Below are 21,257 nucleotides of genomic sequence, written 5' to 3' on the forward strand. Positions count from 1 at the left end.
GAAGCTCTACATCGACCATGTGCTGCAAGCCGACGAAGGCGCCGACATGGACTTTTTGGTCGGACAGCGCGGCGCGGCCGTGCCCAAAGACAACCATTGATGGCCCACATCAACCCGGTCATCCCGGACTTGTCCGCGTCTGTCATCCCGGGCTTGACCCGGGATCCATCGCCCAATCACCGTGGATGCCGGATCGAGTCCGGCATGACATACACGCAGGGCACGACCGCTTCTGTCGTCCTGGGCATAACCAATTCTGTCATCCCGGGCTTGACACGGGATCCATCGCTCAACCACCGTGGATGCCCGATCAAGTCCGGCATGACATACCCGCAGGGCACGACCGCTTCTGTCGTCCTGGGCATAACCAATTCTGTCATCCCGGGCTTGACCCGGGATCCTTCGCCCAACCACCGTGGATGCCGGATCAAGTCCGGCATGACATACCCGCAGGGCACGACCGCTTCTGTCGTCCGGGGCATCACCAATTCTGTCATCCCGGGCTTGACCCGGGATCCATCGCTCAACCACCGTGGATGCCGGATCAAGTCCGGCATGACGGCTGAAGATGGATGTCGGACCAAGTCTGGCATGACCGTCACACCCTATTCATTCAATTTTTCAGGAGAATTTTGATGCGTATTTTGATCACCGGCGGTGCCGGATTTTTGGGTGCCCGCTTGGCGCGCGAGATTTTGAAAAAAGGCCAGCTCAATGGCCAAACTGTGACCGAACTGGTGATTGCCGACCTGTTCCCTGCCCCAGCAGACCTGCTGGCCGACCCACGGGTCAAGGGCCATGCTGGCCCCATGCTGGCGCAAGGCGATTTGTTCAAAAGCGGCTTTGATGGCGTGTTCCACCTCGCGTCAGCAGTGTCGGGCGAGTGCGAACTCGACTTTGACCTGGGCCTGCGCTCCAACGTGGACAGCTCGCGCTTGCTGCTCGACAGCATCCGCGCCTCGGGAAAAGCCTCACGCTTGGTGTTTGCCAGCTCGGTGGCCGTGTTTGGTCCTGATGCGGCCAACCCCATGCCTGCGCTGGTGGCCGACACCACTTTGCCCACGCCGCAAACGTCTTACGGCACGCACAAGCTGATGATCGAGTACATGGTGGCCGACTACACCCGCAAGGGCTACATCGACGGTCGCGCTGCACGGCTGATGACCGTGGCGGTTCGCCCGGGCAAGCCCAATGGCGCAGCGTCTTCGTTTTTCAGCGGCATCATCCGTGAGCCTCTGGCGGGCACGGCTTCTACCTGCCCGGTGGATGCCCACGTGTCGCACCCGATTTCTTCACCAGGCAACACCGTCAAGGGTTTGATCACCGTGTTCGAAGCCAGCCGCGAAGCCTTCGGTGGCCGCATGGCGCTGAACCTGCCAGGCTTGAATGTGAAGGTCAGCGACATGCTGGCCGCCCTGGAAAAAGTCGCTGGCCCCGCCGTGCGTGCCCGCGTGACTTTTGAGAAAGACGAACGTATCGCCGGCATCGTGGACAACTGGGCCAAGGGCTGCACCTTCGAGCGCGCTCATGCGCTGGGCCTGCGTGCCGACGACAGCTTTGAAACCATCATTGAACAGTACATCGAAGACTGCAAGACCCGCCCCGGCTACCCGGCCGATGCCTTGAAAGGTCTGGCCTGAAACCATGAGCAGCGGAAAATCGAGGGACATCGTCGCCTTGGGCGAGGCCATGGTCGAGTTCAACCAGACCCAGGCCGAGCCCCCTTTGTATTTGCAAGGCTTCGGCGGCGACACCAGCAATGCCGCCATTGCCGCCGCAAGGGCTGGCGCACAAGTGGCTTACCTGACGCGCCTGGGCACCGACCGCTGGGGCGACCGCCTGATGGATTTGTGGCACAGCGAAAACGTGAACACGGATGCCGTGCTGCGCGATGTCAACGCCCCCACCGGCATGTACTTTGTCAGCCACGATGCGCAAGGCCACCACTTCAGCTACGCCCGCGCCGGATCGGCCGCCAGCCGCATGCAAGCGGCCGATGCCGCCACATGGCATAGCGCCATAGCGGCCAGCCGCTGGCTGCACGTGTCGGGCATCAGCCTCGCGATTTCGGCATCGGCCTGTGACACGGCTTTCGCGGCGATGCAGCTGGCCCGCGCCTCAGGCACACGTGTGGCCCTGGATTCGAATTTGCGCTTGTCGCTGTGGCCGCTGGCCCGCGCGCAAGCGTGCATCACCCACGCCATCGGTCTGTGTGATTTGTTTTTGCCCAGCCTGGAAGACATCACGGCCCTGACCGGTTTGACCGAGCCCCAGGCCATCATCGCCTGGAGCCATGCCCAAGGTGCGCAGCAGGTGGTGCTCAAGCTCGGGGCGGAGGGGGCCTTGGCATCCGATGGCCAAACCCAGCGGCGTGTGCCCGGGCTGGCCGTTCAAGCGGTGGACGCGACAGGCGCGGGTGACTGCTTTGCGGGCAACCTGCTGGCTCGATTGTCCCAAGGCGATGACTTGTGGACCGCAACCGCCTATGCCAACGCGGCGGCTGCCTTGTCGGTGCAAGGCTATGGCGCTGTGGCCCCTTTGCCCCGCCCCGATACGGTGATGAAATACCTACGGTCATGAGCCAGCGCACCTTGATCGCCGTGGACTGGGGCACCAGCAGCTTGCGCGGGGCGCGGCTGGGTGCGGCAGGCCAGGTCCTTGAATCGCGACAATTCCCACGCGGCATCATGACCGTGGCCCCCGGCCAGTTTGATGCTGTGTTTCAAGAATGCTTTGGCGACTGGATGCAGGCCCAAGGCGCCCTGTGCCTGATCTCGGGCATGGCGGGCAGCCAGCAGGGTTGGCAAGAAGCGCCCTACTGCCCTTGCCCTGCAGGCTTTGACGAACTCACGGCGCGGCTGCTCTGGGTGCAAGCAGACCGACTGGCGATCGTGCCCGGCCTGAGCTGCCTGCACGATGACGGCTTGCCCGTGCCGCAGCACGATGTGATGCGCGGCGAAGAAATCCAGATTTTCGGTGCGCTGGCCTTGACCGGTCTGCGCGATGCCACCGTGGTCTTGCCCGGCACGCACAGCAAATGGGCGCAGGTCGCGCAAGGCCGCGTGACGGGCTTTCGCAGCTTCATGACCGGCGAGGTGTTTGCCTTGCTGAGCCAGCATTCCATCCTCTCGCGCACATTGCCTGCCGATGCCCCCTGGCACGAAGACGCTTTTGTGCACGGCGTGCAGTTGGCGCAACGCACACCCAGTGTTTTGTCCAGCATTTTCGCCACCCGCACCCTGGCCCTGTTTGGCAGCCTGCCTGCTGCGCAACACCCGTCTTTTTTGTCGGGCCTGTTGATCGGCGAGGAACTGCGCGCCATGGCCCGACCCGGCAGCACCGTGCTGCTGGTGGGCAGCGCCTTGCTCACGCAGCGCTACGCGGCGGCTTTGCACAGCTTGGGGCTGACCAGCCAGCGCCTGGGCGACGAAGCCACCTGGGCCGGCCATGCCGCACTGGCCCAAGAACTGACGGCCTGACGGAACACCACACCATGAACACCCTCGCCATCCCCGAACAATTTTCACGCGCCCTCCAGCAGCTGCCGCTGGTCGCCATCTTGCGGGGCCTGACACCGCAAGAGGCTCCCGCCATTGGCCATGCCCTCGTGGACAGCGGTTTTGCCTTGATCGAAGTCCCACTGAATTCACCGCGCCCGCTGGACAGCATCGCAGCCTTGGCCGCAGAGCACCCGAACCACCTGATCGGTGCAGGCACCGTGCTGAGCACAGCCCAGGTGCGCGAGGTGCACGCCGCAGGCGGTCGCATCATCATCTCGCCGCACTTTGACCCCGCTGTGGTGCACGAAGCCGTGCGCCTGGGCCTGGCCTGCGTGCCCGGCGTGGCCACACCCAGCGAGGCCTTTGCGGCCTTGGCTGCAGGTGCGCATGCGCTCAAACTTTTCCCGGCGGAATTGATCACCCCCACCGTGCTCAAGGCCATGCGCGCTGTTTTGCCCGCCGAGGTGCAGCTGCTGCCTGTGGGCGGCATCACCCCCGACAACATGGCCTCCTACCTGAGCGCGGGTGCCAACGGTTTTGGTTTGGGCTCGGCTTTGTACAAGCCCGGATGCACCGAGCAGCAGGTGCGCGAGGCCGCGCAGCGCTTCGTTCAGGCCCTGCGGGGCTGATCCAAGGCCAACATCAAACGCCGAGATCAAATGCCCAAATAGGCCTTGCGGATTTCGTCGCGGCGGCTCAGCTCGGACGAGACGCCCGAAGTGACTACACGGCCGTTTTCCAGCACATAGGTGCGCTGTGAAATCGCCAGCGCACGGCTGACGTTTTGCTCCACCAGCATCACGGCCGTGCCGCTGCGGTGGATGGCTTCGATGGCCCGGAACATCTCGCCCACGATGCTGGGCGCCAGACCCAAGGAAGGCTCATCGAGCAACAACAAACGGGGCAACGCCATCATGGCCCGCCCGATGGCCACCATTTGCTGCTGACCGCCCGACAAGGTGCCCGACACTTGACCGAGCTTGGCCCGCACGGCGGGAAACAGCTCACACACCTGCTCCAATGTCCGGTCGCGCACCGCGCGTGCGGCCGGGTGCATGGCCCCCAGCTCCAGGTTTTCACGCACCGTCATGCCGGTGAACAAGCGTCGGCTTTCGGGCACCAGGGCCAGGCCTCTTTCACACAAGCGGTGCGCCGGCAAGGCCGAAACCGTCTCGCCTTCCCAGGCGATGTGGCCCGACTTGAGCGGGCACAGGCCCATGACCGCATTGATCAAAGTGGTCTTGCCAGCGCCGTTGGGGCCGATGACCGAGACCAGCTCGCCAGCCTCGATCTGCATGGACACGTCCCACAGGGCAGGTGCCGCGCCGTAATTGACTTGGATTTGTTCTATTTGGAGCATGGTTACACCGCCGCCTCATCACCCAGATAAGCCCGGACCACCTCGGGACGGGACATCACATCTTGAGGGTGGCCCTCGGCAATGACTTCACCTTGGTTGAGCACCACCAGCCTGTCCGACAGGGCCAGCACGGCACTCATCACGTGTTCGACAAACACGATGGAGGTGCCACGCTCGCGGATGCGACGAATCGTCTGCACGGCGGCACCGATCTCCGACGGCGTCAAACCCGACAAGACCTCATCGAGCAGGAGCACTTGCGGGCGCGCCGCCAAAGCGCGTGCCAGCTCCAGGAACTTGCGCTGGTGCAGGTTGAGCTCATCAGGGAAATGATCGCCTTTGTCCTGCAAACCAGTGAACAGCATCCACTCTTGCGCCTCGGCCAGGGCCTGCGCATCCGTCAGGCGCGCGCCGCCGTAATGCGCGGCCAGGGTGACGTTTTGCAAGACCGTCAAGCCATTGAATGGACGCGGGATTTGGTAGGTGCGCGACAAGCCTTGCCTGCGAATGCGGTGGGCAGGCCAACCGGCACAGGATTGACCACGCAAAAGCACCGTGCCCTCGGTCGGCTTGTAATGGCCAGTGACCACGTTGATGAAGGTCGACTTGCCCGAACCGTTGGGGCCGAGCAAGCCCAAAATCTCGCCGCGGTACAAATCAAGGTCCACCCCATTCAAGGCACGGATGCCCGAAAACTGCTTGCTCAGGCCACGCACTTCCAGCACTTTCTCGCGGTCGGGGGCATCGGCCGGGCGTGTCAAAGGTCGCTCCAGCACCAGCTCATCCGGCTGGCCATGCACGGATTCACCATGCCCAGCAGCGGGCTCACGCTGGTTCTGGATCAAGCGCTTGTGTTGACGCAACTGCCAAGTGCCCAAAATGCCACGCGGCATGACCAGCACAGCCCCCGCCAGCACCAGGCCAATGATGACCTTGCCGATCAGCGCGCTCTCACCGGCGGTGAAGGCGTTGAGCAAGAGCGTGATCAAAATGCCGCCCACCATGGGACCGGCCCAGTGGCGGCTGCCGCCCAGCACGCTCATGAGCACCACGGTCAAGGGGACGGTGATGTTGAAAGTCTCCCCCACCGTGACATACGACACGTACAAAGCATGGATGGCGCCCATGACCCCGGCAAAGAAACTCGAGAGCGCAAAAGCGCCCATCTTGAGCCAGAAGGTCGGCACACCATTGACCTCGGCGGCATCCTCATCGTCATGGATGGCCAGCAAGCCCAGCCCCGCGCGGGCATGGAACAGCCGCCAGGCCACGGCAACGCACAAGACCGTCAAGACCAAACTGGCGTAATAAAAGGTGGACGCGGGTTTGGGCCCCCACTGCGGCAAATGGACACCCATCAGGTAGACCCCAGGGCCACCATCGATGGGCGTGTTGACCACCACCGTGGCCAGCACAAAGCCCACCGCCAGCGTGATCAGGGCGAACGATTCACCACGGATTTTGCGCACATTGAACACCAGCGCCCCGATGGCCAAAGCCAGCAGCGCCGCGAGCAATCCGCTGCCCAGCGCGGCAGGCACCACGGGCCAGTCGGCTTTGGTGGCCAGCGTGGCCATGCCGTACATGCCCACACCGAAAAATGCCCCATGGCCGAACGAGAAATACCCCGAGTATCCCGAGAGCATGTTCCAGGAGGTGGCCAGCGTCATCCAGAAAAAAACCACATACAGCAAAGACTGCAGGTGGACCGGAAGGCCCATGTAAGGCGCCGCAAACAGCAGTGCCAACACCACGAACAGGATGGAAATTCGCTGGATCTTATTCATCACCACGCCTGAGCAAAAGAATCAGGATCAACACCGTGAACGCCACCAAAGGCGCCCAGGTGGGCGCAATCAAGGCCTGGGTCATGGACTCGCTGATGCCGATCACCAAGCCACCCACCAAGGGCGTCAATGCTGAGCCCAATCGGCCAATCATCACCACCGCGAACACCACGCCGACCCAGGCAAATATCTGCGAGGGTGCGAGTGTGAAGGTCAAAGCCACGCAGACGCCCGCACAAGCGGCCAGCGCCGCACACAAGCCCGCCAACAAAACGGCCAGGCGCTTGGCGTTGATGCCAAAGGCCGTGGCGATCGCCGGGTCTTCGGCGCTGGCGCGCACCGACTTGCCCATGTCGGTGCGGTGCAGCATCCACCAGACCAGCGCCACAGCGGCCAGCGACATGCCCAAGGTCAAGGCCTCGGAATAGGTCACCACCACAGTGCCCAAACGGAACTTGTGCTCGTCATACACCGAAGACATGCGACGGAAATCGGCACTCCAGATCCATTGCAGCAAAGCCTCCACCGACACCGTGATGCCAAACGTCACCAGCAGTGAATTGAAGGGCGTGATGGCAAAGCGGGCGAACACCGACTGCAAAGCCATGCCCAATGCCGCAAACAGCGGCACCAACACCAGCAAGGAAAGCAGCGGGTCCACACCCAGTCGCGTTTTGAGCTCGTAGGTGATGTAGGCCGACAGGAACACCCAGGCGAAATGCGCCAAGTTGATTTGCCTGAGCAAGCCCCAGCCCAAACCGATGCCCAGGCCGATGAGGCCATACAGGGCACCGAGAAAAACGCCAGAGGCCAGCGCTTGGAGTAACAGCCCTGCGCTGGGCATGTCAGAACTGCATCTTGCTGCCGGGCAAGGCGACGTCTTTGGGGTGGATCACGACCCACTTGCCACCTTGCAACTGCTTGATGCGGTTCAGGTCATCGCCGTAGTTGTTGGGGCCATCGAAGCGGACTTTGCCAATGATGGTGTCCACACGGTTTTTCTTGAGCCATGCGGCAATCTTCGCATCTTCCAGGCTGCCTGAACCCTTGATGCCCGCTTCCAGAAACTGCCAACCTGTGAAGGCATTGGCCGCCTGCAACTCGAACACGGTGTCGGGCAAATTGGCTTTGGCTGCGCGCTCGTTGTACATCTTGATCGCTTCTGCATAAGCGGGGTTGTTGGTGAACGGCGCATGCTGCTCGAAGGTGGTCAAGGTCAGCGCATTGGCCGCCAGTGGCGATTGGGCCAGCGGCCCGGGGGTGGGGTACACGTGGAAATGGATCTTGGGCTTGTAATCGATCTTGTTCATCGCCTCCAACAACTGAATGCTTTCCGCACCGATCGAGCCGATCCAGACCACATCGGCATTGGCTTCCTTCAAGCGCGAAGCAATGGGGCCAAAGTCGCGGTTGCCGAACTCCCACTCCAGCCACAAGGCTTCACGCAGACCGCGCTTCTTGAAGACCTCGCGTGCGCCCACCGACAAAAACACCACCGAAGGGAATTTGCTGGTGACGATGGCCACCGACTGGGGCTTGGCACCGCCAGCGGCAATGGCATCGAGCAAGGTGTTGGGCACCGTGGTGCCCGGATCGATGCCCATGACATACGCGGGGAAGTGCATGTCGTACTTGGCCAGCGAAGGGATGCCAAAAGAATTGGTGATCAAGACCTTGCCATTGCGCTGAGCCACGCCCATGGCCGCCAGCGAGTTGGCGGTGGCATAAGGGCCCATCAACAGATCGACGTTGTCGCCCGAGATCAGTTGCTCGTACAAAGTGCGTGCAAGGTCGGGTTTGGACTGGTCATCCTTGACCACCCACTCGACCGGACGACCGAGCAAGCCGCCGCGTTTGTTCAATTGCTCGATGAAGATGTCACCCGCAATCTTGTGCATCACAGCCGTGCCAGCCAAAGGGCCCGTCAAGGACAAGGTGCTCCCGACCCGTATCGGTTTGGTCTGCGCATGCAGCCATGTCGAAGTCGAAGAGAGCAACAAGGACGAACCCAGTGCTTTCAGGAAAGGCCGCTTTTGCATGGTTGATTCCTCAGGTCTGTGTGGATGAAATTCGCAAAATTTGCCAATCCATTATGGAAGCCACACCACTTCCGCCCATTGGGAATAACCCGTTGAAGCGCTGTCGCCAACGCGCTTGCGAATCCATGGCCATGCACATCACAGTGACGCGCAGGGTGTGTGTTTGCACCACGCCCTGATTTGCAATTTCCATATTCCACAGAGCCCCAGAACATGAGCACCACACCCGCTTCCAGCGCATTCACACCTTCGGGCTCCACGCACATGGCCATTGCCGAGGTGGACCGCATCGTCGTGCGCGGCAAAGACCTGTGCCGCGATGTGATTGGCCAGCAATCTTTCACCGCGTATTTTTTGTTTTTGTTGACGGGTGAAACCCCCAGCGACAACTTGGTGCGCGTGGCCGATGCCACCATGGTGTCATTGGCTGAGCATGGCTTGGTGCCCTCCGTTCAAGCCGCACGCATGACCCTGGCCGCAGCGCCAGACTCGGTGCAAGGCGCCGTGGCTGCGGGCCTGCTGGGTTGCGGTCCGGTGATTTTGGGCGCCTCTGAAACAGCCGGGCACCTCTTGATCGCGATGCTGGCGCAGGCGGCGCAAGAAGACAAAACACTGGAAGACATTGCGCGCGAACGGCTGCAAGCTTTTCGCGCCGCCAAGCAAACCCTGCCCGGCTTTGGCCACCCGGTGCACAAACTCGGTGATCCACGGGCGACCAAACTGATCGATCTGGCCAACGAATGGGGCGTCGCAGGCGAGCATGTGCGCGCCTTGCAGGCTTTGGCCTCGCACGTCGAAGGCGTCTATGGTCGGCCCTTCCCGATGAACGTGTCGGCGGCCATTCCTGCAGTGTTGCTGGACGCGGGCTACCCTGCCGGTGCGCTCAAGGGCATCCCCTTGCTGGCACGCACCGCATCGTTGGTGGCGCACATTCTGGAGGAGCAAACCCGACCCATTGGCTTCAAGCTCGCCAGCGCCGCCGAGCATGCCATGACCTACGACGGCCCGCCCGTGGCCCGCTGAACCCGGTTGCACACCATGACCACAACAACGCTTTTGGCGCCTTTGGAAGTGCTTCGCCAATTTGATGCGCACGACTTCTCGATCGATCAATTTTTCCAGGCACGGCTTCGCCGATTGGGCGATCAGCCCATGGTGGAGTACCAGGGCACCGTCATGAGCTGGCAAGCTTGTGCCGAACAAGCCGACCGTGCCGTGGCCTGGTTGCTAGCGCGCGGCGTGCAAGCGGGCGACCGCATCGGGCTCATGGCCTACAACCATCCGGCGACGGTGGTCTTGCTCAATGCCTGTGCACGTGTGGGCGCGATCCTGGTGCCCTGCAATCCCGAGTTCGAAGCACGCGAGGCCCAATACATTTTTGAGCATGCGGGCGTGCGCGGCGTGATTTGCTCACCCGAAGCCCTGAGCAAAGTGCAAGAGGCCACTTGCCAGATGAACGCTGTGCCTTGGCAAGTGGTGATCGAGCACGATCAGCCCGGGGGTGAAATATCTTTGCTGCATCAATGGCAAGACTGCACACCGGACCGCAGCACGCGCACAGGCACGGCCGACAGCACCTGCATGATCATCTACACCTCAGGGACCACCGGGTTCCCCAAAGGGGTGATGCACAGCCAGCGCAGCTACTTGCTCACGGCCGAAGCCTTTGTGCACCGCATGTATTTGCAGCCCGATGAGCGTCTGATGTGTGTGCTGCCGCTGTTCCACATCAATGCGTTGATGTACTCGCTGGGCGGCGCCATGGCGTGCGGTGGCACTTTGATCTTGATCCGCCGTTTTTCTGCATCCACTTTCTGGCAACAAGCCGCCGAGACCCGCGCCACCGAGGTCAATGTGATCATGTCGGCAGCGGCGATTTTGGCGCGCAGACCGATCGAAGAATTTGCCCCCCATCACAGCCTGCGCAAGATGTTTTTGGCGCCGCTCAATCGCGATTTGCTGGACACTTTCCAGCAACGCTTTCATGTGCCGGTGTTGATCGAGTGCTATGGCATGACCGAGATCCCCGGCGTGCTGAGCAACCCTTTCATGGGCCCTCACAAACTGGGCAGCATGGGCTGCATATCACCGCACCCCGATCCGGCCATTGCATGGCCAGAAGTTCGCGTGATGGGTGAAGACGGACAAGAATTGCCCATCGGCGAAGTGGGCGAGCTGGCCGTCAAGACACCCACCCTGATGCAGGGCTACTTCAAAGACCCCGAGCAAACGGCGGCCAGCTTCCAGGACGGCTGGTTCCTCACCGGCGACTTGGTGCGGCGCGATGCCGACGATTTCCTGTTTTTCTTCACACGCAAGAAAGACATCATCCGCCGCCGCGGCGAAAACATCTCGGGCGCCGAGATCGATTCGGCCATCGGCAGCCATCCGGACATCCTCGAATGCGCCTCAATCGGTGTGGCGTCTGACCTGGGCGAAGAAGAAATTTTGTTGGCCGTGGTGCCCCGTCCCGGCACGGCCGTCACGCCCGAAGTCGTGCATGCCTATGCCCAGTTGCACCTGTCGCCCATCAAGCGCCCCCGCTACATCGTCATGGTCGACAGTCTGCCGCACACCGGCTCCATGAAGATCGCCAAATTCAGACTCAAACCCGCAGACAACTTGCGCCGTCAGGCCACCGATTTTTCATCCTAGAAAGTTCCATCATGAGCGATACCCCCAACACCACCGAACACCGCTACGACGCCTTGCACCTGATCACCGAAGAGGTGCTGGCGCGTTACTCGAAAACGCCCGATCCACGGCTGCGTGAGCTGATGCTGTCCTTGATCAAGCACATCCACAGCTTTGCCAAAGAGGTCAAACTCACCTCAGAGGAATGGGCATTCACCATGAGCTTTCTGGAAGAGACCGGCAAATGGTGCTCACCGGGCCGCAACGAATTCATGATCTTTTCGGACGCCTTTGGCCTGTCCATGCTGACCGTCACGCAAGACTACCCCCGTCCGGAACACGCCACGGAGCCCACCTTGGTCGGCCCCTTTCTGCTCGAGAATGCGCCCCAGTTTGCGATGGGCGAAGACATCAGTGCAGGTGCGGCCGGCACGCCCATGTATGCACAAGGCCAGATCTTGGACATCCACGGTCAACCCGTGGCGAATGCCGTGATCGATGTGTGGCATTCGGACGATCGGGGGCTGTACGACGTGCAAGATGGGATTGAAGAAAACGGGCCTTGGGCGCGAGCCGCCCTCACCACAGGTGCCGACGGACGCTACAGCTTCTGGTCGGTTTTGCCAGTGGACTACCCCGTCCCGCAAGACGGCACCGCCATCCAGATGCTCCAGGCCACCACCGGCAGAAGCTGGCGCCCTGCGCATTTGCACTTCCGCATTCAGGCCCCTGGCCAGCGTCCACTGATCACCCACATCTTTGACCGCACCAGCAAGAACCTCTACAGCGATGCCGTGTTTGGCGTTCGCCCCTCCTTGATCGCCGACTTCAAGCCCCAGACCCCTGGCCAGGCGCCAGATGGCAAAGTCATGGACCGGGACTTCTTCACCCTGGAATACAACTTCATCATGACCGATGCTTTGAAATGAGCGACTTCGCGTTGCGGTCTGGCGCAATCGCTGGCCAGCATGCGAAGAAGCCACCCCTTGGAGGCACACAATAATCGGCTTGCTTTCAGCCGCTGGCCGATCAATTTTTTTCACCATGTTTTCCCAATTCACCACAAGATGACACGCCCCTCTGAACTCGAAACCTGGATCGAAGAAGAACGCGTGGTGCGTGCCCGCCTGGACGCTGGCGTGGGTCCTGGCGTGGCATCGCGTGAGCAGACGGCAGGCAAGACAGGTCTGGACGTCATGCAAGGCTTGCTGTCGGGTGAACTACCTTACGCCAGCATCGCCAAGACTTTGAACTTCGTGCTGGTGGAGGTGAGTGAAGGCCAAGCCATCTTTCAGGGCACGCCCGGGCTGGACCACATGAACCCGCTGGGCACGGTGCACGGCGGCTGGTTTGCCACCTTGCTCGACTCGGCCCTGGGCTGTGCCGTGCACACCATGATGCCGCCGGGGCGAAGTTACACCACAGCCGAATTGAGCGTGAAGCTGGTCAAGGCCCTCACCCCCAAAGTGCAGCGCGTGCGGGCCATTGGCCAAGTGGTGCACTGCGGCCGCCAACTGGCCACCGCCGAAGCCCGCCTGGTCGGCCCCGATGGCACGCTGTACGCGCATGCCAGCACGGCCTGTCTGGTTTTTGAAATGCCGGGGAAAACTGCTGCCTGATTCGGCACGCCATGCCACCCTTCGCGCAGGGCACGGTGCATGGCCTCAAAGTTCAGACCCGATCGATGGCGACATCTCGCTTCTGACTGCTCGCCACTGGGCGTGCGCGGCCCCTTGCAGGTCGGGCGGCAACTGGTGCTTGGCTTGCAAGTAATGGTGCGTGTAGACATCCAAATAAGCCTGCAAAGTCTGGGCGGCCTGAGACTCGCCTGCCAATTCCAGGCACAGCGACGCCACTTCGCTGGTGCACAAATGATCCTCCCGCCTTGAGCGGCGCAGCTGGTAGCGTGACACTTGCTCAGGGTTCAAACTGAGCACAGGCAAATGGTTCAGGTACGGGCTTTTGCGGAACATCTTGCGGGCTTCGGGCCAAGTGGCATCGAGCAAGACGAACAAGGGGCGCCGACCTTCGGACAAAACCGGCAGCTCGTGCACCACCCGCTCGGGCGCCACAAATTCGCCCGGAAACACCACAAAGGCCTGCCATTGCGGATCGGCCAGCAGCGCCAGCAAGGCGGGGTCGACCTCTGTGCGTGCCCAGGCAAAGGCGAAGGTGGCTTGCACCACATCGGCGATCAGCCAGCCGGTGTTGCTGGGCTTGAGCGGCTCGATGTCGGCCATGAGCAAACACATGCCCGCTTGCGTGGGCAGCTCGGAGTGCAGTGCGCAGATGCAGTGGCTGGGCACCAGTCGGCAGCCAGGGCAACGCTCGCCCTTGATACCACCACGGGCCATGAAGGGCTTGGCACTGCGGGCCAAGCGCTCAGAGCGCAAGCGCGAGACGGCGTGGGGCGTTTTCAAACGAGCATGTCCCATCAAAGCGCCGTCGCCATGCGCAATCGGCGAGCGGCTTCTTCATCACGCGCATCGTCGATCTCGCGCAAGACAGCCTGCATGTCCACGTCGGCTGTAGAACGCTCAAAGTGCCCGGTCAGCGGGGTCTCGTTGCTCAGCAAACCCGCTTGGTAGAGGCTCCAGATTTCTGGGCCGTACTCGGTCTGGCGTAAATCGGGGGCGAACTGCCCAAAGAAGTCACGCAGGTTGGCCACATCGCGCAGCAGCATGCGCTGGGCATGGTTGTTCCCAGCAGCGTCCACCGCTTGCGGCAAGTCGATGATGACCGGCTCGTCCACACCGGACAGATCGCCCTCGCCGGGGATGTGCGCCAGCAAGATGTTGAACTCCGACAAATCGCCATGCACCACACCCGCGCACAGCATGCGCACCACTTCGCCAATCAAGGTAGCGTGGTGCTGCTGGGCTTGCTCGGGGGTGAAGGCCACATCGTTCAGGCGCGGGGCGGCGTCGCCATGCGCGTCGGTGACCAGCTCCATGAGCAAAACACCGTCAAAAAAGTTGAAGGGCCGGGGCACGCGCACACCGGCTGCGGCCAGGCGGTAAAGCGCATCCACCTCGGCGCTTTGCCAGGCAGCTTCTTGCTCTTGCCTGCCAAACTTGCTGCCCTTGGCCATGGCCCGGGCCGAGCGAGAGTTTTTGACTTTGCGGTTTTCGGTGTAATCCACCGCCTGCCGAAAGCTGCGGTGGGTGGCTTCTTTGTAGATTTTGGCGCAGCGGGTTTCGTCGCCGCAACGCACCACAAACACCATGGCCTCTTTGCCGCTCATGAGCTGGCGGACCACGGTGTCGATCAAACCCTCGTCAACCAGGGTTTGCAGCCTTGGCGGAGCCTTCATCCAGGGCGATGCAAGACGCAGATCTTGTGGCCGTCCGGGTCGCGCAGATAAGCCAGGTAGAGCTTGCCTGCAGGGCCTTCACGGAAACCGGGTGGGTCTTCGCAAGTCACGCCGCCATGGGCAATGCCTGCAGCGTGGAAGGCATCAGCTTGCTCGATCGAAGTGGCTTTGAACCCATAGGTGCTGCCGTTGCCCACGCTCGCGGCTTCGCCATTGATGGGCGTGGTGATGCCAAACGAACCGGCGGGACTGCGGTAAAAATAACGGTTGTTGTTGCCCACCCCCGGGGCCTGCCCCAAGGTGCCCAACACGGCGTCGTAAAACTTTTTAGAGGCTTCGAGGTCTTTCACCCCGACCATGACATGGCTGAACATTGCAATCCCCATTGAATGAAGTCCGATATTGGACCTGTCGATTGTGGACCATGTGCTGTGTCTATTGAGTGGCTTGGGGATGAGGCGGCATGCATGCCGTCGCCCAAGGGATTGCACCGCCAAGCGCTATGGGGCAAGCTACGCGCTTGAGACCATCTCAGTCCCCCATCGCTGTCCCCACAAAGGCCTGCCTTTGCAATGGCCTTGGATAAAAAACGACTCTTCACCCTTGGATCCATCTCATGAGACTTCTTCACACCATGCTGCGCGTCGGCAACTTGCAACGCGCCATCGACTTTTACACCCAGGTGCTCGGCATGAAACTGCTGCGCACCTCGGAAAACCCGGAGTACAAATACTCGCTGGCGTTTGTGGGCTACGGCAACAACCCCGACCATGCCGAGCTGGAACTGACCTACAACTGGGGCACGGAAAGTTACGACATGGGCACGGCCTACGGTCACATCGCGCTGGGCGTGCCCGATGCGTATGCGGCTTGCGAGAAGATCAAAGCCGCGGGGGGCAACGTGACCCGCGAACCCGGCCCCGTCAAAGGCGGCACCACCGTGATCGCCTTTGTCACCGACCCCGATGGCTACAAGGTCGAGCTGATCCAAAGGGCCGAGTACGCGGCTGGGCAAGGTCTGGGCTGAAGCGGCAGGCCCCGTTCAGCCAATGTCCCCTTCGATCTGTTCACCTACTGTCAACCACGACTTGATCACCCACTGTCACCCCCGACTTGATCGGGGGTCCATGCCTTCGACTGCCATGGATACCCGGTCAAGCCGGGTATGACATATGGGGCGGGTCATGACACATTCACCCGATGTCACTCGCTGTCATCCGATGCCCCCCTCTGTCACCCCCGACTTGATCGGGGGTCCATGCCTTCGACTGTCATGGATACCCGATCAAGTCGGGTATGACAAATCAATCAGGTTTCAAACTGCCGCGCAGGACCATCGGTCAGTTCAGCGCGGCAGCTGACTGGCTTCGCGTGCCAACTTTTCGATGCGAGCCCAGTCGCCTTGGGCCAGTGCATCCGCTGGCACCAACCATGAGCCACCTACACACGCCACATTGGGCAGACTCAGCAAGTCATTCGCGTTTTGTTGCGTCACACCGCCCGTGGGGCAAAACTTCATATCAAAGAACGGACCGCTCCAGGCCTTGAGCATGGCGGGGCCGCCCGCCTGCATTGCCGGGAAGAACTTCAGTTCGGTGTAGCCGTCTTCTTGCGCCATCATGATTTCGCTTCCGGTGGCCACACCAGGTAACAGCGACAAACCGTTGTCGCGGCAAGCCTGCCCCACCGTTTTGGTGTAACCGGGGCTCACCGCAAAACGGGCACCGGCTTTGGCGGCTGCGGCTGCATCGGCGGCGCTGCGCACCGTGCCCGCGCCCACCACGGCACCGGGCACTTCTTTGGCGATGGCTTCCATGCAGGCCAGGGCCTGCGGGGTGCGCAGCGTGACTTCGAGCATGCGGATGCCGCCTGCAACCAAGGCACGTGCCATGGGCACGGCATGCGCCACGTCGGTGAGCACGATCACGGGGATCACAGGGGCGTCCTGCATCACTTGCAGGGCGGTCAAATTTCCACTCAGATTCACAGCCATGTGCAGGCTCCTTCTTCGGCTTTGAGCGCGTTGCGGCGCATGTTGGCAAACAGTTCACGGCCCATGCCCACGCCGTTGGCAGCGCGCAGCTCGGCAGGCATTTGGGCCAGCGGGCGGGCGGCCCATTCGGCCTCGCTCACCAGCACCTGCAGGGTGCCTGCGACGCCATCTAGGCGGACCCGATCCCCGTCTTGCACCTTGGCCAGCGGGCCACCGGCTGCGGCTTCGGGCGAGACGTGGATAGCGGCGGGCACTTTGCCCGAGGCACCGCTCATGCGGCCATCGGTGACCAGCGCCACCTTGTAGCCCTTGCCTTGCAGCACGGCCAGCGGCGGCGTGAGTTTGTGGAGTTCGGGCATGCCGTTGGCTTGCGGGCCTTGCCAGCGCACCACACAGACGATGTCGCGGTCCAGCTCACCGGCCTTGAACGCGGCTTGCAATTCGTCTTGTGAATTGAACACGCGGGCAGGGGCTTCGATGACATGAAAGGCTTCGGGCACGGCCGAGATCTTAATCACGCTGCGGCCCAGATTGCCTTGCAAGAGCTTCAAGCCACCCGTGGCGCTGAATGGGCTGCTGGCCGGGCGCACCACGGTGTCGTCTTGGCTGAGGCCTGCGTCATGCCAGACCAGCTGGCCATTCTGCGCAGAAGGGATGCGGGTGAATTCACGCAGGCCGCCAGGGCGCACCGTCAGCACATCGGCGTGCATCAGGCCCGCATCGAGCAGCTCGCGGATCACGTAGCCCGGGCCGCCTGCGGCCTGGAACTGGTTCACATCGGCGCTGCCGTTGGGGTACACGCGGGTGAGCAGCGGCACCACGTCCGACAAGGCCGAGAAGTCGTCCCAGTCGATCACGATGCCCGCCGCACGCGCCACCGCCACCCAGTGGATCAAATGGTTTGTCGAGCCGCCTGTGGCCAGCAAGGCCACCATGGCGTTGACGATGCAGCGCTCGTCGACCAAGCGGCCAATGGGCGTGAAGTTTTTATCTTTGACCAGCGCCAGCACGGTGCGGGCCGCTTCGCGGGTCAGCTCTTGGCGCACGCCCTCGCCCGGGTTGATGAAGGCCGTGCCGGGCACATGCAGGCCCATGGCTTCGAGCAGCATCTGGTTGCTGTTGGCCGTGCCATAAAAGGTGCAGGTGCCCTCGCCGTGGTAGGCGGCTGACTCGGCTTCGAGCAGCTCAGGGCGGCCGACCAGGCCTTGCGCGGCTTGTTCGCGCACCTTGGATTTGGCGCTGTTGGACAGGCCGCTGGTCATGGGGCCTGCGGGCACAAACACCGTGGGCAAATGGCCAAACTGCAAAGCCCCAATCAGCAGGCCCGGCACGATCTTGTCGCACACGCCCAGCATCAGCGCCGCATCAAACACATCGTGGCTGAGCGACACCGCCGTGGCCATGGCGATCACGTCGCGGCTGAACAGGCTCAGCTCCATGCCCGGTGTGCCCTGGGTCACGCCATCGCACATGGCGGGCACGCCCCCGGCCACCTGCGCGGTGGCGCCCAGTTTGCGGGCTTCGTCCTTGATGAGATCCGGGTAGTGCTGCAGCGGCGCGTGGGCCGACAGCAGGTCGTTGTAGGCGTTGACGATGCCGATGTTGGGCGCACGCGGGGCCACCACCTTGATTTTGTCCAGCGCCGTGGCGCGGCCCTTGTCGCCCTCGGGCATGGCGGCAAAGGCATGGGCCACGTTGGCGCAGCCCAGGCGCTGGGCACCGGGGTCGCGCTGGGCAGCGGCATCGACCTGCTGCAAATAGGCCTGACGGGTCGGGCGGCTGCGCTCGGTGATGCGGGCTGTGATGGCCGCCAATGTCGGGTGAAGTGTCATGAACTTGGGCCTTTGAAAGGCTTGGTAACAAAATTACATCACCGATGGTAACCGCGAACAGTCGGTTTGCGCCGTTTGAACGGTTACAGACAGGGTACAAGTCGACAACAGGCTGTTTTGAAGCTGTTGCAGGCACAAAAAAACCCGCCGAGGCGGGTTTTGACGCTGCAGCTGGAGCGCTTACTTGTTCGCAGCTTCAGAAGCGGCTGGTGCAGCCGATGCAGGGACTGAAGAGGCCTCGGCAGGTGCTGCAGCGGCAGCCGCCACGGGGGCTGCAGGTGCGGCTTTCTTGCTCTTGGCGATACCGAAACCGATGGCCAGGCCAATGGCCAGCACGATCACGGCGACCAGAACGGCCCAAACCACGGGTTGATTGTCATCTTGAGGGGTCGACATGTGTTTTCTCCGAAAATAGTGGCGAGATTGTAATGGGGCCTTGTTGCACATGACTGACAGCTTCACCCAAGCCGAAACCGGCCGACCCACCCCGCCAGAGACCACGGCACAGCAAAGCGGCTTATTGCAACGCTTTCGCGCCCAATGCGCCCAGGGTCAGGACTTGTGGGTGTTTGGCTACGCCTCGCTCTTGTGGCGCCCCGAATTTGAGGCCCAAGAACAGCACCGCACACAGGTCTGGGGCTGGCACCGCGCCCTCAAAATGTGGAGCCGCCTGAACCGGGGCAGCCCGCAATGTCCGGGCCTGGTGTTTGCCTTGTTGCCAGGCGGCAGCTGCCAAGGGGTGGTTTACCGCGTGGCCCAAGAGCAGGCCGACGAAGTGCTCACCCGGCTGTGGGCCCGCGAAATGCCCATGGATGTCTACACGCCCTGCTGGCTGCCTTGCGCAACGCCCCAAGGTCCCGTCAAGGCACTGGCCTTCACCTTGCCCCGCAGCAGCCCCAGCTTCACCGGAGATTTGCCCGCAGACACTTACCGGCAAATTTTTCAGCATGCCAGTGGACGTTTTGGCACCACGCTGGACTATGCCTTGGAAACCTACCGCAGCTTGCAGGCCCACGGTATCGAAGACCCGGCGCTGGCCGCCTTGTTGCGCCATGCCGAGTGACATTTACCGGCCTTGAATGACCTGCAACAAAGTGCGGCGCCAAGGCGCTGCCTATACTCCAAGCCATGAACATCGCCGACCTGCGCAAGAGCTACGAAAAAGCCGAACTCAACGAAAACGCCTCGCACGCCAATCCGTTGAAACAATTTGAGCAATGGCTGCAAGAAGCCATTGCCGCCGAAGTGCCTGAGCCCAACGCCATGACCGTGGCCACCGTGGGCAGCGACTTGCGCCCCAGCACCCGGGTGGTGCTGATCAAGGGCTACGACGAGCGCGGCATCGTCTGGTACACCAACTACGAAAGCCAAAAGGGCCGCGAGCTGGCGGGTAACCCCTTTGCGGCGCTGCAGTTCCATTGGGTCGAGCTTGAACGGGTGGTGCGCATCGAAGGCCGGGTGGAAAAAGTCTCAGACGAAGAAAGCGATGCCTACTTCCACAGCCGGCCGCTCGATTCACGCATTGGCGCCTGGGCGTCGCCGCAAAGCCAGGTGATTGAAGGCCGCACGGTCCTGGTGACCAACGCCGCCAAATACGCGGCGCAGTTCATGCTCAAGCCCCCACGCCCACCGCACTGGGGCGGCTACCGCTTGGTGCCGGACAGCTGGCAATTCTGGCAAGGCCGCAAAAGCCGTCTGCATGACCGGCTGCGTTACACGCAAGACGGTGATCAGTGGCTGCGCGAGCGGCTGGCGCCCTGAGCCAGAGCGCCTGAGACAGGTCAGGCAGACGGCAACAAAGGCAGCACCGCCATCACCACCGACACGCTGACCAGCGCCATGGCCGTGGACACGGCCACCGCTGCGGTGACGGTGTCTTCTTCCTTGCGGTAACGCTGCGAAAACAAAAACACATTGGCCCCGATAGGCAATGCGGCCACCACCACCATGACCGACAGGTGCAAGCCGCGCATGCCCAGCGCCCAACCCACGGCCGCCATGAGCAGCGGGTGCACCACGGTCTTGACCAGCGACAGGCGCACGGCTTCCTTCAAGCGCGCACCGATGGAAGTCTGCGACAAAGTGATGCCCACCAACACCAGTGCCACCGGACCAAAGGCACTGCCCAGCAGCTGCAAGGGTTTGTCCACCACGGGGTGCAGCCCCCAATCGGTTTGGGCATACAGCAAACCCGCCAAGATGGGCAAGGGCACCGGGTGGACGATGGCGCTGCGCACCGCTTGCCACACGGTCCGCAACATGTGCCGCTGTTCGCCCGTTTCAGCGGCTTGCTCGCGCGCCATCTGCAGCTCCAGCACCAAGGTCGCCAGGGTCAGCAACACCAGCGCGTGCAAAGAAATCAAGGTGAACAGCAAAACCAGGCCTTCTTGCCCATAGGCCAAGCCGATCAAGGGAACGCCGATCATCAAGGTGTTGCTGAAAATGCCCGCCAGCCCCAGCACCGAGGCCCGTGAATCGCGGCCATAAACCAAGAGCACGGCAAAGAACAAGCCCCCGGCCACCACGAAGTACTGGAACACCGGGCGCAGCTCCAAGCGCTCCAGATGCACCGAACTCATGGTGCGAAACAGCATGGCCTGCGTGAGCACCAGAAACACCAGGTTGGACAAGTCGCGCACGGCTTCAGGTCGCACCAGCTTGGCGCGCCCGGAGACGAAACCGATGAAGATCAGCAAGACCACAGGCAGCAGCGAAGAAAGGACGGGGTGGTCAAGGTTCATGCCGGGGATTATCCCGGTCACTCAAGCCCGCGGCACCACGGAAACCACGTAGAGCCTG

23 protein-coding genes are annotated in these 21,257 nt (G+C 62.1%); 12 read left to right on the top strand and 11 right to left on the bottom strand.

The window, feature by feature from the left end; all coding sequences use genetic code 11:
- Positions 1 to 99 precede the first annotated feature (99 nt).
- Genes Q1W40_RS10545 through Q1W40_RS10565 form a run of 5 tightly spaced genes read left to right on the top strand, consistent with a single transcriptional unit; the run spans position 100 to position 4,129 of the window.
- Positions 100 to 636 carry a hypothetical protein gene (locus tag Q1W40_RS10545; RefSeq protein WP_300711669.1) on the top strand — a complete coding sequence of 179 codons (537 nt, stop codon included), beginning with the start codon at positions 100 to 102 and terminating at the stop codon, positions 634 to 636.
- On the top strand, positions 636 to 1,640 hold the full coding sequence (denD, locus tag Q1W40_RS10550; RefSeq protein ID WP_300711671.1) for a D-erythronate dehydrogenase: 1,005 nt from the start codon (positions 636 to 638) through the stop codon (positions 1,638 to 1,640). The genes Q1W40_RS10545 and denD overlap by 1 nt, the downstream gene beginning before the upstream one ends.
- 4 nt (positions 1,641 to 1,644) lie before the next feature.
- A complete protein-coding gene (locus Q1W40_RS10555) occupies positions 1,645 to 2,580 on the top strand; it encodes a sugar kinase (protein ID WP_300711673.1) in 936 nt (311 codons plus the stop codon).
- Entirely contained in the window at positions 2,577 to 3,479 is a 903-nt protein-coding gene (locus tag Q1W40_RS10560) for a 2-dehydro-3-deoxygalactonokinase (protein WP_300711675.1), read from the top strand. Before Q1W40_RS10555 ends, Q1W40_RS10560 begins: the two co-directional genes overlap by 4 nt.
- Before the next feature lie 14 nt (positions 3,480 to 3,493).
- Positions 3,494 to 4,129, top strand: a complete 636-nt coding sequence (locus Q1W40_RS10565) for a 2-dehydro-3-deoxy-6-phosphogalactonate aldolase (protein WP_300711677.1) — start codon at positions 3,494 to 3,496, stop codon at positions 4,127 to 4,129.
- Positions 4,130 to 4,155: 26 nt separating this feature from the next.
- Here Q1W40_RS10565 and Q1W40_RS10570 read toward each other — a convergent pair whose 3' ends face one another.
- The 4 genes from Q1W40_RS10570 to Q1W40_RS10585 are packed head-to-tail and all read right to left on the bottom strand — an operon-like array spanning position 4,156 to position 8,686.
- Positions 4,156 to 4,860, bottom strand: a complete 705-nt coding sequence (locus Q1W40_RS10570) for an ABC transporter ATP-binding protein (RefSeq protein WP_300711679.1) — start codon at positions 4,858 to 4,860, stop codon at positions 4,156 to 4,158.
- A gap of 2 nt (positions 4,861 to 4,862) precedes the next feature.
- The gene (locus Q1W40_RS10575; protein ID WP_300711681.1) at positions 4,863 to 6,647 is read right to left on the bottom strand and encodes a branched-chain amino acid ABC transporter ATP-binding protein/permease; all 1,785 of its coding nucleotides are present in this window, start codon (positions 6,645 to 6,647) and stop codon (positions 4,863 to 4,865) included.
- Complete coding sequence (locus Q1W40_RS10580; RefSeq protein WP_300711683.1) at positions 6,640 to 7,491, bottom strand: branched-chain amino acid ABC transporter permease; 852 nt, start codon at positions 7,489 to 7,491, stop codon at positions 6,640 to 6,642. The genes Q1W40_RS10575 and Q1W40_RS10580 overlap by 8 nt, the downstream gene beginning before the upstream one ends.
- A 1-nt stretch (position 7,492) precedes the next feature.
- On the bottom strand, positions 7,493 to 8,686 hold the full coding sequence (locus Q1W40_RS10585) for an amino acid ABC transporter substrate-binding protein (RefSeq protein WP_108324900.1): 1,194 nt from the start codon (positions 8,684 to 8,686) through the stop codon (positions 7,493 to 7,495).
- A 213-nt stretch (positions 8,687 to 8,899) separates the two neighbouring features.
- Between Q1W40_RS10585 and Q1W40_RS10590 the strand changes: the two genes are divergently transcribed.
- The 4 genes from Q1W40_RS10590 (at position 8,900) to Q1W40_RS10605 (ending at position 12,939) form a co-directional block, all read left to right on the top strand.
- Positions 8,900 to 9,709, top strand: coding sequence for a citryl-CoA lyase (locus Q1W40_RS10590; RefSeq protein ID WP_300711687.1), 810 nt, complete (start codon positions 8,900 to 8,902; stop codon positions 9,707 to 9,709).
- 15 nt (positions 9,710 to 9,724) lie between these two features.
- Positions 9,725 to 11,341, top strand: coding sequence for an AMP-binding protein (locus Q1W40_RS10595; RefSeq protein WP_300711689.1), 1,617 nt, complete (start codon positions 9,725 to 9,727; stop codon positions 11,339 to 11,341).
- An 11-nt stretch (positions 11,342 to 11,352) separates the two neighbouring features.
- Positions 11,353 to 12,249: a dioxygenase gene (locus tag Q1W40_RS10600; protein ID WP_300711691.1), complete on the top strand. Its 897-nt coding sequence runs from the start codon at positions 11,353 to 11,355 to the stop codon at positions 12,247 to 12,249.
- Between the two features lie 138 nt (positions 12,250 to 12,387).
- Entirely contained in the window at positions 12,388 to 12,939 is a 552-nt protein-coding gene (locus tag Q1W40_RS10605; protein WP_300711693.1) for a PaaI family thioesterase, read from the top strand.
- Positions 12,940 to 12,984: 45 nt separating this feature from the next.
- On the opposite strand, the gene Q1W40_RS10610 is transcribed toward Q1W40_RS10605, so the two are convergent.
- From Q1W40_RS10610 to Q1W40_RS10620, 3 genes are all read right to left on the bottom strand, one after another.
- Positions 12,985 to 13,674 (bottom strand): DTW domain-containing protein, encoded by a 690-nt coding sequence (locus Q1W40_RS10610; protein WP_300711749.1) that lies wholly within the window; start codon positions 13,672 to 13,674, stop codon positions 12,985 to 12,987.
- Between the two features lie 80 nt (positions 13,675 to 13,754).
- Positions 13,755 to 14,633 carry a PA4780 family RIO1-like protein kinase gene (locus tag Q1W40_RS10615; protein WP_300711694.1) on the bottom strand — a complete coding sequence of 293 codons (879 nt, stop codon included), beginning with the start codon at positions 14,631 to 14,633 and terminating at the stop codon, positions 13,755 to 13,757.
- Positions 14,630 to 15,007, bottom strand: coding sequence for a VOC family protein (locus Q1W40_RS10620; RefSeq protein WP_300711695.1), 378 nt, complete (start codon positions 15,005 to 15,007; stop codon positions 14,630 to 14,632). The genes Q1W40_RS10615 and Q1W40_RS10620 overlap by 4 nt, the downstream gene beginning before the upstream one ends.
- Before the next feature lie 242 nt (positions 15,008 to 15,249).
- Here Q1W40_RS10620 and gloA point away from each other — a divergent pair, with 242 nt between their 5' ends.
- Positions 15,250 to 15,660: a lactoylglutathione lyase gene (gene gloA / locus Q1W40_RS10625; protein ID WP_300711697.1), complete on the top strand. Its 411-nt coding sequence runs from the start codon at positions 15,250 to 15,252 to the stop codon at positions 15,658 to 15,660.
- A 318-nt stretch (positions 15,661 to 15,978) separates the two neighbouring features.
- Here gloA and eda read toward each other — a convergent pair whose 3' ends face one another.
- The 3 genes from eda to Q1W40_RS10640 all read right to left on the bottom strand — a co-directional run bounded on the left by eda (position 15,979) and on the right by Q1W40_RS10640 (position 18,854).
- Positions 15,979 to 16,626 carry a bifunctional 4-hydroxy-2-oxoglutarate aldolase/2-dehydro-3-deoxy-phosphogluconate aldolase gene (gene eda, locus Q1W40_RS10630; protein WP_300711699.1) on the bottom strand — a complete coding sequence of 216 codons (648 nt, stop codon included), beginning with the start codon at positions 16,624 to 16,626 and terminating at the stop codon, positions 15,979 to 15,981.
- Positions 16,617 to 18,458 carry a phosphogluconate dehydratase gene (gene edd / locus Q1W40_RS10635; protein ID WP_300711701.1) on the bottom strand — a complete coding sequence of 614 codons (1,842 nt, stop codon included), beginning with the start codon at positions 18,456 to 18,458 and terminating at the stop codon, positions 16,617 to 16,619. Before edd ends, eda begins: the two co-directional genes overlap by 10 nt.
- 180 nt (positions 18,459 to 18,638) lie before the next feature.
- Entirely contained in the window at positions 18,639 to 18,854 is a 216-nt protein-coding gene (locus Q1W40_RS10640) for a hypothetical protein (protein WP_300711703.1), read from the bottom strand.
- 40 nt (positions 18,855 to 18,894) lie between these two features.
- Between Q1W40_RS10640 and Q1W40_RS10645 the strand changes: the two genes are divergently transcribed.
- A complete protein-coding gene (locus Q1W40_RS10645) occupies positions 18,895 to 19,521 on the top strand; it encodes a gamma-glutamylcyclotransferase (RefSeq protein WP_300711705.1) in 627 nt (208 codons plus the stop codon).
- Between the two features lie 65 nt (positions 19,522 to 19,586).
- Entirely contained in the window at positions 19,587 to 20,219 is a 633-nt protein-coding gene (gene pdxH, locus Q1W40_RS10650) for a pyridoxamine 5'-phosphate oxidase (protein WP_300711707.1), read from the top strand.
- A gap of 20 nt (positions 20,220 to 20,239) precedes the next feature.
- Here the strand turns inward: pdxH and Q1W40_RS10655 are convergent, their stop codons facing one another.
- Positions 20,240 to 21,199, bottom strand: a complete 960-nt coding sequence (locus Q1W40_RS10655) for an AEC family transporter (RefSeq protein ID WP_300711709.1) — start codon at positions 21,197 to 21,199, stop codon at positions 20,240 to 20,242.
- Between the last annotated feature and the right edge of the window lie 58 nt (positions 21,200 to 21,257).

It is taken from the genome of Limnohabitans sp. (genome assembly GCF_030158565.1).
Classification (GTDB): Bacteria; Pseudomonadota; Gammaproteobacteria; order Burkholderiales; family Burkholderiaceae_C; genus Limnohabitans_A.

Bases quoted from the DNA above. Each gene is read 5' to 3' on its own strand.
- Q1W40_RS10570 (WP_300711679.1), bottom strand. From the start codon at position 4,860: ATGCTCCAAATAGAACAAATCCAAGTCAATTACGGCGCGGCACCTGCC.
- pdxH (WP_300711707.1), top strand. From the start codon at position 19,587: ATGAACATCGCCGACCTGCGCAAGAGCTACGAAAAAGCCGAACTCAAC.
- Q1W40_RS10615 (WP_300711694.1), bottom strand. From the start codon at position 14,633: ATGAAGGCTCCGCCAAGGCTGCAAACCCTGGTTGACGAGGGTTTGATC.
- Q1W40_RS10620 (WP_300711695.1), bottom strand. From the start codon at position 15,007: ATGTTCAGCCATGTCATGGTCGGGGTGAAAGACCTCGAAGCCTCTAAA.
- gloA (WP_300711697.1), top strand. From the start codon at position 15,250: ATGAGACTTCTTCACACCATGCTGCGCGTCGGCAACTTGCAACGCGCC.
- denD (WP_300711671.1), top strand. From the start codon at position 636: ATGCGTATTTTGATCACCGGCGGTGCCGGATTTTTGGGTGCCCGCTTG.
- Q1W40_RS10565 (WP_300711677.1), top strand. From the start codon at position 3,494: ATGAACACCCTCGCCATCCCCGAACAATTTTCACGCGCCCTCCAGCAG.
- Q1W40_RS10605 (WP_300711693.1), top strand. From the start codon at position 12,388: ATGACACGCCCCTCTGAACTCGAAACCTGGATCGAAGAAGAACGCGTG.
- Q1W40_RS10560 (WP_300711675.1), top strand. From the start codon at position 2,577: ATGAGCCAGCGCACCTTGATCGCCGTGGACTGGGGCACCAGCAGCTTG.
- Q1W40_RS10640 (WP_300711703.1), bottom strand. From the start codon at position 18,854: ATGTCGACCCCTCAAGATGACAATCAACCCGTGGTTTGGGCCGTTCTG.
- Q1W40_RS10590 (WP_300711687.1), top strand. From the start codon at position 8,900: ATGAGCACCACACCCGCTTCCAGCGCATTCACACCTTCGGGCTCCACG.
- Q1W40_RS10595 (WP_300711689.1), top strand. From the start codon at position 9,725: ATGACCACAACAACGCTTTTGGCGCCTTTGGAAGTGCTTCGCCAATTT.
- Q1W40_RS10585 (WP_108324900.1), bottom strand. From the start codon at position 8,686: ATGCAAAAGCGGCCTTTCCTGAAAGCACTGGGTTCGTCCTTGTTGCTC.
- Q1W40_RS10545 (WP_300711669.1), top strand. From the start codon at position 100: ATGGCCCACATCAACCCGGTCATCCCGGACTTGTCCGCGTCTGTCATC.
- Q1W40_RS10555 (WP_300711673.1), top strand. From the start codon at position 1,645: ATGAGCAGCGGAAAATCGAGGGACATCGTCGCCTTGGGCGAGGCCATG.
- Q1W40_RS10610 (WP_300711749.1), bottom strand. From the start codon at position 13,674: ATGGCCCGTGGTGGTATCAAGGGCGAGCGTTGCCCTGGCTGCCGACTG.
- Q1W40_RS10575 (WP_300711681.1), bottom strand. From the start codon at position 6,647: ATGAATAAGATCCAGCGAATTTCCATCCTGTTCGTGGTGTTGGCACTG.
- Q1W40_RS10655 (WP_300711709.1), bottom strand. From the start codon at position 21,199: ATGAACCTTGACCACCCCGTCCTTTCTTCGCTGCTGCCTGTGGTCTTG.
- eda (WP_300711699.1), bottom strand. From the start codon at position 16,626: ATGGCTGTGAATCTGAGTGGAAATTTGACCGCCCTGCAAGTGATGCAG.
- Q1W40_RS10600 (WP_300711691.1), top strand. From the start codon at position 11,353: ATGAGCGATACCCCCAACACCACCGAACACCGCTACGACGCCTTGCAC.
- Q1W40_RS10580 (WP_300711683.1), bottom strand. From the start codon at position 7,491: ATGCCCAGCGCAGGGCTGTTACTCCAAGCGCTGGCCTCTGGCGTTTTT.
- edd (WP_300711701.1), bottom strand. From the start codon at position 18,458: ATGACACTTCACCCGACATTGGCGGCCATCACAGCCCGCATCACCGAG.